This window comes from Sorangium sp. So ce296, assembly GCF_051529605.1.
Classification (GTDB): Bacteria; Myxococcota_A; Polyangia; order Polyangiales; family Polyangiaceae; genus Sorangium; species Sorangium cellulosum_D.
Map to the genome: position 1 here is coordinate 12,986,907 of NZ_CP150325.1, position 14,104 is coordinate 13,001,010.

Sequence of the window (14,104 nt, forward strand, 5' to 3'; positions counted from 1 at the left end):
CGGCAACGGTGTTCCCCGCGGCGGGTGTCACGGAGCCTCCCAGACCTTCTCGGATATCACAGATGGCCGTCCAGGGTCACGTTTGCGCCGTGAAAAACCGCATCCGGACGACGTCGCCGCGGGCGCGGCTTGTGCCGCGCGTTACGAAGCGCGCGGGTCATCGGGCGCGCGCTTCGTGACGCGCTTCGGGCGCGCGCTTCGTGATGCGCCTCGGGCGCGCTGTCCTGACGCAAGCCAAGCGCGAGCCTAGCGCGAGCCCGAGCTCGCCGCGGGCTCCTGCGGAGGCCGCCGCGCGCCGGACGGAGCCGGAGGCGCGCTGCCCCCGCCCGCGGCGCCGAGCGACGTGCCCGTCGTCTGCGCGAGCTTCTGGCCCCGCGGATCGTCCGGGAACGCGTCGATGAACTTGCGCACGTGGTGGCGCGACTCCTCGAGGATGCCCGCGCGGAACGTCAGGAGCGCGAGGTTGTAGCGCGCGTCGGCGTTCCTCGGATCGGCCTTCAGGGCGGCGAGGTAGCCCTGGCGCGCGCCGTTGTAGTCGCCGCGCTTGTCGGCGACGAGCGCGAGGTTGTAGAGCGCCTCGGCGTCCGAGGGATCCTGCTCGGCGAGCGGCGCGAGGCGCGCCCTGGCCCCGTCGAGATCCCCGGCGAGGATCGCGAGCGCGCCCGCGAGGAGCTGCGCCTTCCGGCTAGCGCCGGCCTCGATCGCGCGCTCCGCCTCGGCCCGGGCCTCCGAGAGGCGGCCCTCGCGCTGGAGCGCGAGGGCGAGCGCGTAGCGGAGCCGCGACGGATCGCCGCCGTCCTCCAGCGCGGCCTGCGCCTCGGCGCGCGCGCGCTCGGGGCGGCCGGCGACGGCGAGCGCCTCGGCCAGGACGGCGCGCGCGCTCTTCTGCTCCGGGCATCGCTCGCGCGCCGCCTCCGCGTCGCGGAGCGCGGCGACGGCGTTCCTGGAGTGCAGCCTCGCCTCGGCGCGGAGCGAGAGGCAGGCGCACGTGGCCGGCGCCGCGGGCGCGGCCGCGGCGGGGTGCATCTTCAGGCAGCGCGCCGCGACCGCGTCGAGCTCGTCGAGCTTGCGCCGCTCGAGGAGCGGCCTCGCGAGCTCGTCGACCGCGCGCAGGTGCGCGCCGTCGCGGCGCAGCGCCGCCCACCACATCCGCTCGGGCGACCCGAGCAGGGGCGCCGCCCCGACCAGCTGGACGGCGCCGAGGCCGATCACGACGATGGCCGCGCCCATCCGCCGGTGCTTGAAGGCCGAGCCGAGCCACTGCTCCGCCGCGGCCGCGGCGAGCGTCGCGAGCGCCGCCCACAGCGGCACGGCGACGAGCACGGCCCCCTGCGCGAGCGGCGCGCGGGGCCCGCGGTAGTAGAGCGGGACCGCGAGCGCCGCCGCGATCGCGAGCCAGAGGAGCGCCGCGCCGTTCCTGGCGAGCCGCGTGTCCAGCCGCGCGGCGAACCACGCCGACAGGCCGAGCGCCGCCGCGAGCGCGGCCGCCGAGAGCGCGCCGGAGAGCGCGAGCGCGGACGGCGGCAGCGGCTCGGGCGAGAGCCACGTGGGCGCGATCGCGAGGACCGCGAGGTGCAGCGCGCGGCTCAGGTGCAGGGCGAGCTCGGCGAGCCAGGGCACGGCGTGACCTTAGCCCACGGCCCCCCGCGGACCAACCGGCGCCCGAGCGGCGCGGCGGCGGCCAGCGCTCCGCGGGGGCGGCGCGCTCAGGGCAGGACCATCTCGATCTCGACGGCGACGCGCGTCCCGGGCGGCGGCACGCCGATCCCGAGCGGGATCATCCGGAGGCACTGCGCGGCGTCGGGGCGCTCCATCCCTCGCACCTCGCTGATGCCGCGGGCGATCTCTTTCCCGGACTCGTCGAAGGTCATGCTGAAGAGGTACTTGGCGCGCGGCGGCGCTGGGTTCTTCCGGACCGAGGGCTCCCAGCACCGCTTCAGGAATTGCGGCCGCCGCGCCTCGAGCGCCTTCACGGCGTCCGCCTCGACGCGCTTGTAGAGCTCGCGCGGCAGCGCCGGCGGGGCCGCGGCCGGGGCCGGGTGAGGTTGCGACTGTGCGTCCGCCGGCGCCGGCGGGGACTTCACGGAGGCGGCCGCGGCCTCCGCGCCCGCGGGCGGCGGCCCGGAGGAGGGCGCCGGGCGCTGGAGCCCCAGGTAGAGACCCGTCGCGATGACGACGCTGCCGAGCAGGATCGCCGCGGGGGTCATCAGCTCCTTCTGCATGGTGGAGATCGCCGTCCAGGCGCCGCGCAGGCCGCGCGGCGCGGGGCTGGCCGCCCCGCCCGACCTTACTCCATGGCGACGACGGCGGAGGTGTAGGAATAGTCGTTGTTGGTCCAGAACGGGCTCTCGGAGCTCCCGCAGAGGCCCACGTTGTACTGGCCGGGGGGCAGCGAGAGCACCGCGCTCAGCCCCATGCTGACGCTCGTGTTCGCCGGGACCCGGAGCGCGTACACGCCGGTCCCGGTCGGGTGGATGTCGCCGAGCGGCTGGATCTGCTGGGAGCAGATCCAGAGAAAGAGCCGGTCCGCGGGGGACGCCGCGGCGCCGAGCGCCTTGTTGGACACGACGAAGACGCGCTGCCCCAGGTCGGTCACGCTCACGGTGGCAGGCGCAGCGAGGAACTGCAGCGTTGCCCGCGGGTCGGCGCCCACGCCGGAAACGGAGGTGCTCGAGACCACGCCAGGCGGCCCCGGCGGCCCTGCCGTCCCCGGGAGACCCGGCGGCCCCGGCTCGCCCGGCGGCCCCGGCTCGCCCGGCGGCCCTGGCTCGCCCGGCCCACCCGGCGGCCCCGCAGGCCCGATCGGACCGGCGGGACCGGGCGGGCCCTGCAGGCCGACCGGGTCGCCGACCCACATGCCGCCGCTGTCGATGACGAGGCGGCCGCCGACCGAGATGGAGCTCGGCGTGATGGGGCCGGCGACGTTGCTGGCCAGGAGCGCGTACGGGACGCTCGCGATCCTGGCGCGCGGGGTCATCTCGGGATCGTCCCCCACCCGGATGCCCAGGTAGCGCGCCGTGCCCTCGAACACCGGCCTGTCCACGGGCGTGAGCTCGCCGAGGTCGACCGAGAAGTACCCGTGGTCGAACGTGACGGTGTGGATCTCGCTCCAGATGGGCACGGCGGCGTCGACCGCGTCATAGAACGCGAACACCACCTCGAGCGTGTCGTCGATGGGCCGTCCTGCCGCATCGAACAGGCGCCCCTGATGGGTCATCGTGAGCGGGACCGCCGCGGCGGCGGGCCCGGAGAGCGCGGTCGCCGCCGCGAGGACCAGCGCGTTGATCGTTCGTGCCTTCATCGCGAGCTCCCGTCGTTCGCCCTCGCGAGCCGGCGCCAGGGAGCGCCGCGGCGCACGTCGCGCGCGGGACGAGCGCGGCCCGGGGGGCCGGAAATCCTCGGGCGCGGCGAGCTCTGCCCTATCTCGCGAAGGAGCAGCGCCTTGGATGCCGGAGGTCACCGGCCGGTTGCGGTCGCGCTCGCGTTGGTAGTGGTCGAATTTGAACCTGAAGGCGGGAAGAAAACCCTAATGATCTTCCCGCCTTCCCGCCTTCATGGGGGCTCTCTCCGGGCAGAGCTGACCGCTACGCGGCGTCGCCGGGGCGGCGCCGCCGCGGGCCGAGCGTCCGGGCCGGGCGCGCGCCCGGCGCGCGGGGGTGCGCCTCGAGCGGACGCGCCCCGATCCGCTGCGCGGGCGAGCCCGCCGGAGATCGCCGGCGCCGCGCTACTCGAGGTCGAACGGCTCGACCTTCACCTCGGTCAGCCTCGCGACGGCGGCGGCGACCGCCTCGCCGATCTCCGCGTGGGTCCCGACGACGCCGATCACGAGATCGTCCTCGGAGATCCGGCGCCGCACGGCGGCGTTCGCCTCCTCGAGGGTGACCTCCTCGACCCGCTTCAGGTAGGTCTCGTGGTACCCCTCCGGCAGGTCGTACAGGATCTCCTCGAGCTTCTGGTGCACGCGCTTCCTCGCGGTGTCGATCTCGAACGCGTGGGAGCGGACGAGGTAGCGCTTCACGAACGTGAGCTCGTCCTCGGTGATCCCGTCGCGCCGGAGCGCCTCGAGCAGCCCGAGCTCCAGGGAGAGGCACGCGGCCGCGTCCTGCGCCGCGGGCGCGGTCCACATGGTGAAGGCGTCGCGGTGCCGGTCGAAGCCCGCCCGCGACGAGGCCCCGTAGGACCAGCCGCGCTTCGCCCGCACCTCCTGCATCAGCCGCGACGAGAAGGTGCCCCCGAAGGCGGTGTTCGCGACGAGGAGCGCCATGTGATCCGGGTCGTGCGCGTCGGTGCCGAGCCCGCCGATGACCATCTGCGTCTGCGTCCGCTCGGGTTTGTCGACGAACACGAGGCACCGCCCCGGCCTGGCCGGGGGATCCGTCACCGGATCGGGGATCGCCTCGCCCTCGGGCAGGCCGGACAGGAGGCGCTCGGCGACCCGGTGCGCCTCGCCGGGCTCGATGTCGCCCGAGATGGCCACGAGCGCGTTGCGCCGCGTGTAGTGCCGCGCGTAGAACGCCGCGACGTCGTCGCGCGTGATCTCCCGCAGCGTCGGGATGGTGCCCGCGATGCGCCGGCCGTAGGGGTGCCCCGCGAACAGGGTCCGCCGGAAGGCGCGGCTGCAGAGCGCGCGATCGCTGTCGCGCGCCTCGATGAGCTCGGCCTCGGCCTCGCGCAGGAGCCGCGCGAGCTCGGGCGGCGAGAACGTCGGGCGCGCGAGGAGCGTGGCCCCGAGCTCGATGAACTTGTCGAGCGAGCGCTTGATCACCTCGAAGTGCACCGTGGTCGCGCTCGTCGCCACGTCCGCGCCGAACTCCCCGCCGAGCGCGTCGATCGTCTCCTCGATCTCGTTCGCGCTGTAGCCCTCCGCCCCGCGGCGGAGCATGCGCGCCGTGATCCGGGCGAGCCCCTCGCGCCCGACCGGATCGTGCGCCGAGCCGGAGCGGAACGCGACCACGATGCTGACGATGGGGAGCGCGTGGCTCGTCTCCACGAGCACCGCGCCGTCGCGCGGCGCGACGCGCGCGCCCGGCGCTCCCCTGCCCTGCCCCTCGGCGCCCCACGCGACGGCGCCCTTCACGCTCTGGGTCACGATGCCTCCTCGCTCTCCGCGTCCTCGCCGCCCTCGTCGTCCTCGTCGCCCGACCCGTCCGGGATCACGTGGATCACGGTCCGCGCCGACGTCACGAGGTAGCGCCGCGCCACGCGCAGGAGATCCCCCACGGTCGCCCGCCGGTAGGCCCCGAGCCGCTCGAACAGGGCCGCGGGATCGCCGAGCACCGTCTCGTAGAAGCCGATCTGCTCGGCCTTGCCGGCGACGGTCTCGAGCCCCTGCAGGACCGAGAGCTCGATGCGCGCCTTCGCCCGGTCGAGCTCCGCCTCGGCGACCGGGGTGCGGCACACCGCCTCGAGGAGCGGGTCGAGGGCCGCGAGCAGCTCGTCGCCGGTGTGGGCGCCGCGGGCCGACAGGTAGATGTCGTACAGCGCGGGGTCGCGGAACGAGCCGACCCAGCCGCGGATCTCGCTCGCGATCTCCTGCTCCTGCACGAGCGCGCGGTGCACGCGCGACGACCGCCCGGCGAAGAGGATCTCGTTCAGCAGCACGAGGGGCGCGTGGTCGAAGTCGCCGAGCGCCGGCGAGCGGTAGCCGATCGCCACCTTGTGCGTCGCGGTCGGCTTCGCCACCTCGGCGCGGCGCTCGGCCACCTGCGGCGGCTCGGGGCACACGTCCTCCACCGGGAGCTTCGACGGCTCCTGCGCGCCGTAGTGGTCCTGCACCGCCCTGAGCGCCTGATCGAGCGCGACGTCGCCCACGATGACCAGCGCCGCGTTGTTGGGCGCGTAGTACGTCCGGTAGAACTCGACGCAGTCGTCGGTCGTGAAGCCCTTGATGTCCGCCATCCAGCCGATGGTGGGCCACCCGTAGGCGTGCTTGGTGAACGCCTCCTTGTAGAGCAGCTCGCTCACCGCGCCGTCGACGTCGTCGTCGACCCGCTGCCGCCGCTCGTTGGCGACGACCTCCTTCTCGCTCGACACCTGGGGGTCGCGGAGGACGAGCCGCGCCATGCGCTCCGCCTCGAGGCGGAGGGTGAGCTCGAGCGCGTCCTTCGGCAGGTTCGTGTGGTAGTACGTCCAGTCGAGGAACGTCGCCGCGTTCGTCTCGGCGCCGGCCTCCTCGAGCATCCGGTCGAACGCGCCGTGGGCGACGCTCTCCGTCTCGCCGAACATGAGGTGCTCGAACAGGTGGGCGATGCCGGTCTTGCCCACGCGCTCGTGGCGCGAGCCGACGCCGAACCAGGTCTGCAAGCAGACCACGGGCGCCGAGGCGTCGACGAGCACGAGCACCTTGAGCCCGTTGCCGAGGAAGAAGCGCTCGACGCGCATGGCGGGGCCGAAGGCGATGGTGGCGTCGTGGCGCAGCCGGGCGAGCGGCGGGCGGTTCTGGTTCAGCTCGGCGAGCATCTCGGCGAGCGGATCCGGTCGAGGGAGCGCGTTGGCGCCGGGGACCGAGTAGGCAAGCGTCTCCTGCATGGCAGACGCAGCCCATACCACGCTCAGCGCCGCGGCGCTGCGTGGCACAGGACGTCGTCCGGATCCCGCGTCGACTGGTGGCACTCCCACAGCGCGTCGTGGCAGGAGACGACGAGGATCCCGGCGTCGTACGCCGCCTTGAGAGACGAGCCTGCCCGCTGCGCGAGCAGGTTCGACGGGGTGCGCTCGGTGCACCCCTTGCCCATATCGACCTCGATCTTCCGGTTCCCCTTGGTCGCCTTCACCGGGTCGGGCGGCGTCTTGCCCTTGTCCGCGGTGCGCGCCGCGGCGGCGAGCTTCGGCAGGATGCCCTCGAGGTAGGCCTTGTCCACGAGGGGATCGGTCGGCTGCGGCGACACCATGGCGAGCGTGTACTGGATCGCCATCATCTGCTGCTCGGCCGGCGCGCTCGGCTGGATCGGCCCGCTCGAGCCGATCGGGACCGGCCGCGGCGGCATGTCCCGCTTCGGGGCCTGCGCCGTCGCGGGGGCCGGGGCGGCGCTGGGCGCCGGCGCGGCGCTGGCCGCGGCCTCCGGCGCGGGAGCAGCGGGAGCCGAGGCGGACGCCGCCGGCGCCGGGGCGCGCGGATCGTCGCACGCGAGGACGGCGAGGCCGAGGGCGAGGACAGGGAGCGCCGCGCGGCGAGCGCGCGGGCGGGCGGGGGCGGGCTGCATGGGCGGCTTATACGGGCGGGGGCCGCGCGCCGCCACGCCCGCGTGCCGCGCCGGCGCGGCGCGTGGGCGGCGCCCTGCGCCTCAGTCGATCTTCAGGATGGCGAGGAACGCCTCCTGCGGGATCTCGACGCTCCCGACCATCTTCATCCGCTTCTTGCCCTCTTTCTGCTTCTCGAGGAGCTTGCGCTTGCGGCTGATGTCGCCGCCGTAGCACTTGGCGGTCACGTCCTTGCGCATCGCCTTCACGGTCGTCCGCGCGATGACCTTCGACCCGATCGCCGCCTGGATGGCGACCTCGTACTGCTGGCGCGGCACGATGTCCTTGAGCTTCACGGCGAGGTCCCGGCCGCGGGCGTAGGCCTTCTCCCGGTGCACGATGACGCTGAGGGCGTCGAGCGGGTCGCCGTTCACCAGCATGTCCAGCTTGATGAGGTCGTCGGCGCGGTACCCGACCAGCTCGTAGTCCATCGACGCATAGCCGCGCGACACGCTCTTCAGCTTGTCGTGGAAGTCGAAGAGCACCTCGCTGAGGGGCATGTCGTACGTGATGATCACGCGGTCGGACGAGGCGTACTGGATCGACTTCTGCTCCCCGCGCCGCTCCTGGCACAGGGCGAGGACCGCGCCGACGTACGCCGACGGCACGTGGACGGTCATCCGGAAGATCGGCTCCTCGATGCGATCGATGAGGTTCGGCGGCGGGAGCTTCGCCGGGTTCTCGATCGACTTCATCGAGCCGTCGTTCAGGAAGCAGTGGTAGACGACGCTCGGCGCGGTCGTGATGAGGTCGAGGTTGTACTCGCGCTCGAGCCGCTCCTGGATGATCTCCATGTGGAGCAGGCCGAGGAAGCCGCACCGGAAGCCGAACCCGAGCGCCTCGGACGTATCGGGCTCGAAGACGAACGCCGCGTCGTTCATGTGGAGCTTCGACAGGGCGTCGCGGAGGTCCTCGTACTGGGCCGAGTCCGTCGGGAAGATCCCGGCGAAGACCATCGGCTTGACCTCCTTGAAGCCGGGCAGCGGCGTCGTCGCGGGGTGGACGGCGTCGGTCACCGTGTCGCCGATCTTCGTGTCGACCACGCTCTTGATGTTGCCGACGAGGAAGCCGACCTCCCCGGGCCCGAGCTCGGTGATGGCGGTCGCGTGGGGCGTGAACACGCCCATCTCGGTGACCTCGTAGTCGCGGCCGGTCGCCATGAAGCGGACCTTCTGCCCCTTGCGGAGGACGCCGTCGACGACGCGCACCATGACCACCGCGCCGCGGTAGCTGTCGTACCAGCTGTCGAAGATGAGGGCGCGGGGCGCCGCGCTCGGATCGCCCTTGGGCGCGGGGACGCGCGCGACCACGGCCTCGAGGATCTCCGCGATGCCGATCCCCGTCTTGGCGCTGGCGGGGATGGCGCCGGAGCAGTCGAGGCCGATCACGTCCTCGATCTCGCGGGTCGTCCGCTCGACGTCGGCGGACGGGAGGTCGATCTTGTTGAGGACCGGGACGATCGAGAGGTTGTTGTCGAGCGCGAGGAAGACGTTCGCGAGGGTCTGCGCCTCGACGCCCTGGCTGGCGTCGACGACGAGCAGCGCGCCCTCGCACGCCTGGAGGCTGCGCGAGACCTCGTAGTTGAAGTCGACGTGCCCGGGCGTATCGATGAGGTGCAGCCGGTAGGTCTGCCCGTCCTTCGCGGCGTAATCGAGCCGCACGGTCTGGGCTTTGATGGTGATGCCCCGCTCGCGCTCGAGGTCCATCTTGTCGAGGAACTGCTCCTTCTGCTCGCGGGCGGTGAGCGCCCCGGTCGCGTCGAGGATGCGGTCGGCGAGCGTGGACTTGCCGTGGTCGATATGGGCGATGATGGAGAAGTTGCGGATGAGCTTGGCGTCAACGGGCATGGCGAGCTTCAGGGCGCGGCGACCTGACCAGCGTTAGCGGCCGCGGCGCGCGGCCTCGACCGGGATGCGAAGGAGCGGACCCGAGGTCCGTGACCCTCCGAGAAACGAACCGCAGCACGTCGCGCTGCGAGCGCCGCGGGAAATGGTGGACCGCGGCGTGCCTGCTCCTAGCGCGACCTGCGCCGCGAAGCTATCCGCCCCGACAGCGCGCTGCGTCCGGGCGCCCGCCCTCCCCGGTCGCCTCCGGCCGCTTCCGGGGCCGAGGACGCGGGCAGTCTGGCCGGGAGGGCGTGTCAGCCCCCGGTCGGGGTCATTTCTTCGGGATCGGCGGCGGGGGGACCGGCGTGCTCTCCAGGGACATCTGCCCTGGCAGCACGTGCTCATAGTGCTTGAGAACCATGTCGATCCCTTCGCGGATGTAGACGGCGATCGGGACCTTGGTGCGTTCGTGCAGGATCTTCAGCCGCTCGGCCTGCTCGGGCGTGATGTAGATGGTCGTCGAGACTTTCTTCCGCGACATGTCACGCCCGGGAGGGTAAACCCGCCAGTCTCGATGGGTACGACTGACAAGACGTTACCCTAGATGCCGGTACGTATGTTGTCAATCGGAATGGCGCTGACGGTGGTCGGCGATGGCCCGGGATCGAGCGCGCTGGCAGGCGGGTCGCCTCCTGTGGGCTTCTTGATGTGCGCACGGACGGCGGTCTAGACTGCCGCCGAAGCTGGTCCGCGTCGGGACGGCTCGCCCGGCGCGCCGAGCTTGTCCCGAAGGTCCCGGGCCCGCCGGAGGAATCTCTCGATGACGCGATTCCCGCTCACCTGGCCGTCGCCCAGGTGCTTGCTCGTGGCCCTGATGACCGCCGCCGTCGCCTCCTGCGCGTCCTCGACGCCGGAGCCAAAGAGCGCGAAGAGCGCGACCGGCGAGCGGGACACGGCGATCGTCCACGAGCCCTGCGAGAAAGACTCCGCCGCTGCGCAGAAGGTCGATGTGAACGGCGACGGGACGCCCGACATCATCCACGTAAACAAGGATGGCCGGGAGGTCTGCCGGGTCGTCGACCTGAACCTGGACGGCGCGATCGACGCCTTCATCTACTACGACGGCCAGGGGCTCGAGCGCCGGCGCGAGTCGGACTTCGACCGCGACGGGCGCGCCGACGAGATCGCGCACTACGAGCGCGGCGCCGTGGTGCTGAAGGAGCGCGAGACCAACTTCGACGACAAGCTCGACACCTGGGACTACTACGAGGGGCCGCGCCTCGCGCGCCGCGAGCGCGACTCCGATGGCGATGGAATCGTCGACCAGTGGTGGCAGTTCAACAACCCGAACGACCCGAAGTGCGCGGTCGTGGCGAGCGATCAGAACGCCGACGGCAAGCCCGATCCGAACAGCGTGGTGGATCTCTGCGCCGAGTCGTACGGCGCGCCGAAGGCGGCCGCGCCTCCGCCGGCCAGCGCGGCGCCCCCCGCGGGCGACGCGGGCGCCGCGCCGGGGCAGCCGGCGGCGGCCGGTGCGCCGGCGGGCGCGGCGGCCCCGGCCGGCGCGGCCCCGGCGGCGAGCGCCGCGCCCGCGGGCTCCGCGCCCTCCCCTGCCAACGCCGCGAGCCAGCCGGCCGACAAGAAGGGACCGTGACATGAGGAGACAAGCGCTCATCGCGCTCGCCGCGCTCGGCCTGCTCGGCGCGGCGTGCGGCTCGGATCCGGGGTTCGACGGCACGAAGGCGCCGAAGGTCGAGGCGGCGCGCAGGGCCGACGGCAGCATCGACGATCGCTCGATGTGCGACTGGAAGGGCAGACAGGATCGCGAGGCGAGCGAGACCGCGGGGCCGGGCGCGATCCAGCCCAACGTGCGGCGCGTCTACCAGATCGTGGGCACCGGCGAGGATCGTCACCGGGCGCTCGTCTGCCGCGAGATCGACACCAACTTCGACGGGGTGAAGGACGTCGTCCGCAGGTACAACGACAAGGGCGAGAGCCTTCACGAGGAGTCCGACGCGAACTACGACGGCCGGATCGACACCTGGCTCACGTTCGCCGGCGGGCGGCTGGCCGAGGTGAGGATCGACTCCGATCGCGACGGCAACCCCGACGAGTGGAAGTACTACAGTGGCGGCAAGCTCGCGCGCATCAAGCGGGACACCAACCGCGACGGCAAGCCGGACGTGTGGGAGATCTACCGCATGGGCCGGCTCGAGCGGATGGGCGTGGACATCGACGCCGACGAGCGGGTCGATCGGTGGGACCACGACAACGAGGTGAAGCGCCGCGTCGAGGAAGACGAGCGCAAGAAGGAAGAGGAGGCCGCCGCGGCGGCCGCGAAGAAGGCCGCGGAGGATCAAGCCGCCGCGGACAAGGCGAACGAGGCCGCGGGCGGCAGCGGGAGCGCGGAGCCCGCCAAGGACAAGAAATAGCGCGCGCCTCCTCCGGCCGGCCTGGAGGCCGATCCCGCCCGCCTGGCCTCGCCTGCGGCCCGCGCCCCGGCGCTGCTGGGCCGCGGGCGCTCGCCGCCGCCGACCTCTTGGCGCGCCGGCGCCGACGCCGGGCTCGGGCGTGAGGAGCGCGCGGAACCAACGTTGGTCGACGCGGCGCGAGGGGCGTGCTTATCAGAGCCGCCCGCCGGCATCGCAGCGTCGGCGCAGGTCCCGAGCACACCATGGAAGAACGTCTGCAGAAGATCATCGCGCGGGCCGGCGTGGCCTCGCGCAGGTCGGCCGAGGAGCTCATCCTCGCCGGGCGGGTGCGCGTGAACGGCCGCGTCGTCACCGAGCTCGGCCTCAAGGCGGACCGGCAGAAGGACCGGATCGAGGTCGACGGCAAGCGCCTGGTCTCCGAGGCGCCGGTCTACGTGGCCCTGCACAAGCCGCGGAACGTCGTCTCGACCCTGCGCGATCCCGAGGGGCGCCCGACGGTCGCCGACTACGTGCGCGGCACGGGCGCGCGCCTCTACCCCGTGGGTCGGCTCGACTTCGCGACCAGCGGCATCCTGCTGATGACGAACGACGGCGACTTCGCCAACGGGCTGCTCCATCCGCGCGGCGGTGTGCCGAAGACGTACGTGCTGAAGGTCCAGGGCGTCATGAGCGAGGACGACCTCACGCCGTGGCGCGAGGGGATCCGCCTGGAGGACGGCGTCACGCTGCCGGCCGAGGCGCGGGTGCTCCGCCGCGAGGGCGACAAGACGTGGCTCGAGGTGACCCTCCGCGAGGGCCGCAACCAGCAGATCCGGCGCATGGGCGAGGCGACCGGCTGGCCGGTGATGCGCCTGGCCCGGACGACGTTCGCGGGCGTGAGCTCGGAAGGGCTTCGGCCGGGGGAGTGGCGCGCCCTGACGGTGGACGAGCTCCTCCACATCCGCGAGGCGTTCGGCGTGCCCAAGCGCATCCGTGGCGCGGTGATGGGCGCGTCGTCGGGGCCGGTCGACCATCGCCGCGCCGCCGGCCTGGCCCGCTCGGGCGCGAAGGCGTCGCCTCGAGGCGCGGCGGAGGCCGCCGGCCCGTCCGGGCGCAGCCGTGGGGCGCCCGCGCAGCCGCGGGCCCGCGCGCGTGCCGGCGCCGACGCCGCGAGCGCGCCCGGGTTCGGCCCGGCCGCGCCCAGGGCACGCTCCAGGGCCGGCGCCGACGCCGCGAACGCGCCCGGGTTCGGTCCGGCCGCGCCCAGGGCACGCTCCAGGGCCACCGGCGGCTCGCCGGCGGCGCCCGGCGCGGGTCCGGCCGCGCCCAGGGCACGCTCCAGGGCCACCGGCGGCTCGCCGGCGGCGCCCGGCGCCGACCGCGCTAGATCTGGGCGAAGCGCCCGCTCCGAAACGACGCCTCGAGCAGCTGAGACACGCGCGCCTCGAGCTCGCGGGCGCGGGCGTCGTTGATGCCGGCGAGCGCCTGCTTGATCTCGCCGAGCGCCTTCAGCTGACTGAACAGCTGCACATCGCCGAGCGCGGCGCCCCCCGTGAGGATCTGCCGGATGCGGTCGATCTCCGCGGCGAGCGCCTCCACCCCGACGCCGAGCGCGCCGACGCGGCGGCGATCCGGGTGCTCGCGGAAGAACGCCTCCAGCACCGGCTGCACGATGCCCTCGAGGATCGCCGCCTGATCCTGGTTGTTCCAGATGTGCTTGAGCACGAAGAAATCGCTCGCGTCCGTGGTCTGACGGCCGTCGAGGTAGGCGCTCGCGGCGAAGAGCTTGAGCATCTTCACGACGCGGCGGTCCGAGAGCGATATCCCCTCGGCGCGGATCTGGAACACCAGCCCTTTGTAGGCCGACAGGAACGCGTCGCCGAAGTTCATCCGCGCGCCGAACCCACGGCCGAGCTCGGCGAGCTCGCGCGCGGCGACCAGCGGGCGGAGCGGCTCGCCGGCCATGTGCCGGATCTCCTGCTGGATGCCGCGCTGGAGCAGCTCGCTGAAGTGGTAGGCGTCGAGGTTGTCGGACTGCACGCGCAGGAGGAAGCGGTCGAAGATCGCCGTCAGCGTCTCGTCGCCCGGCACCTCGTTCGAGGCCGCGAACACGCTGATGAGCGGGCAGCGGATCACCTGGCCGCCGCTCGAGAACTTGCGCTCGTTCAGGAGCGTGAGCAGCGCGTTCAGGATCGCGCTGTTCGACTTGAAGACCTCGTCGAGGAAGACGATCTCGGCCTCGGGGAGCATCCCCGACGTGTTCCGTCGGTAGACGCCCTCGCGGAAAGCGCCGATATCGACGGGGCCGAAGATCTCGTTCGGCTCGGTGAAGCGGGTGAGCAGGTACTCGAAGTACTGGGCCTGCATCAGCTCGGCGAGCGTGCGGATGAGCGCGCTCTTCGCGGTCCCGGGCGGGCCGAGGAGCACGCAATGCTCCCCCGCGACGACCGCGATCATGAGCAGGCGGATGATCTCGTCCTTGCCCAGGAACTGCCGCTCGAGGCTGTGGGCAAGGAGGCGCAGGCGCTCGTGGAGCGGAGCGGACATGAGGCGACTCCTCGTATCACAGGCCTGCCGCCCGGCGCATCGATCGACGCATCGATCGACGCATGATCAGCGCTTCGAGCC

Annotated in this window: 12 protein-coding genes; 3 read left to right on the plus strand and 9 right to left on the minus strand. The window is 73.0% G+C overall.

Features of this window, described 5'->3' with window-relative positions; genetic code table 11:
• Positions 1–246 precede the first annotated feature (246 nt).
• From WME98_RS47925 to WME98_RS47960, 8 genes are all read right to left on the minus strand, one after another.
• Positions 247–1,620 carry a tetratricopeptide repeat protein gene (locus WME98_RS47925; RefSeq protein WP_437948241.1) on the minus strand — a complete coding sequence of 458 codons (1,374 nt, stop codon included), beginning with the start codon at positions 1,618–1,620 and terminating at the stop codon, positions 247–249.
• Positions 1,621–1,706: 86 nt separating this feature from the next.
• Positions 1,707–2,222 carry a hypothetical protein gene (locus WME98_RS47930; RefSeq protein ID WP_437948242.1) on the minus strand — a complete coding sequence of 172 codons (516 nt, stop codon included), beginning with the start codon at positions 2,220–2,222 and terminating at the stop codon, positions 1,707–1,709.
• A gap of 65 nt (positions 2,223–2,287) precedes the next feature.
• Positions 2,288–3,301 (minus strand): collagen-like protein, encoded by a 1,014-nt coding sequence (locus WME98_RS47935; RefSeq protein ID WP_437948243.1) that lies wholly within the window; start codon positions 3,299–3,301, stop codon positions 2,288–2,290.
• Positions 3,302–3,724: 423 nt separating this feature from the next.
• Entirely contained in the window at positions 3,725–5,089 is a 1,365-nt protein-coding gene (locus tag WME98_RS47940; RefSeq protein ID WP_061621625.1) for a M16 family metallopeptidase, read from the minus strand.
• On the minus strand, positions 5,086–6,528 hold the full coding sequence (locus WME98_RS47945; protein ID WP_061621626.1) for a M16 family metallopeptidase: 1,443 nt from the start codon (positions 6,526–6,528) through the stop codon (positions 5,086–5,088). Before WME98_RS47945 ends, WME98_RS47940 begins: the two co-directional genes overlap by 4 nt.
• 23 nt (positions 6,529–6,551) lie before the next feature.
• Positions 6,552–7,202, minus strand: a complete 651-nt coding sequence (locus WME98_RS47950) for a hypothetical protein (protein ID WP_437948244.1) — start codon at positions 7,200–7,202, stop codon at positions 6,552–6,554.
• Positions 7,203–7,283: 81 nt separating this feature from the next.
• Positions 7,284–9,086, minus strand: a complete 1,803-nt coding sequence (gene lepA, locus WME98_RS47955; RefSeq protein ID WP_437339122.1) for an elongation factor 4 — start codon at positions 9,084–9,086, stop codon at positions 7,284–7,286.
• Between the two features lie 310 nt (positions 9,087–9,396).
• The gene (locus WME98_RS47960) at positions 9,397–9,606 is read right to left on the minus strand and encodes a ribbon-helix-helix domain-containing protein (RefSeq protein ID WP_020736532.1); all 210 of its coding nucleotides are present in this window, start codon (positions 9,604–9,606) and stop codon (positions 9,397–9,399) included.
• A gap of 279 nt (positions 9,607–9,885) precedes the next feature.
• On the opposite strand from WME98_RS47960, the gene WME98_RS47965 reads away from it, so the two are divergent.
• From WME98_RS47965 to WME98_RS47975, 3 genes are all read left to right on the plus strand, one after another.
• The gene (locus WME98_RS47965; protein WP_437948245.1) at positions 9,886–10,719 is read left to right on the plus strand and encodes a hypothetical protein; all 834 of its coding nucleotides are present in this window, start codon (positions 9,886–9,888) and stop codon (positions 10,717–10,719) included.
• Position 10,720: 1 nt separating this feature from the next.
• Positions 10,721–11,497 (plus strand): hypothetical protein, encoded by a 777-nt coding sequence (locus WME98_RS47970; protein WP_437948246.1) that lies wholly within the window; start codon positions 10,721–10,723, stop codon positions 11,495–11,497.
• Positions 11,498–11,739: 242 nt separating this feature from the next.
• Positions 11,740–12,948, plus strand: a complete 1,209-nt coding sequence (locus WME98_RS47975; RefSeq protein WP_437948247.1) for a pseudouridine synthase — start codon at positions 11,740–11,742, stop codon at positions 12,946–12,948.
• Here the strand turns inward: WME98_RS47975 and WME98_RS47980 are convergent.
• A complete protein-coding gene (locus WME98_RS47980; RefSeq protein WP_020736536.1) occupies positions 12,860–14,023 on the minus strand; it encodes an AAA family ATPase in 1,164 nt (387 codons plus the stop codon). The genes WME98_RS47975 and WME98_RS47980 overlap by 89 nt on opposite strands.
• Between the last annotated feature and the right edge of the window lie 81 nt (positions 14,024–14,104).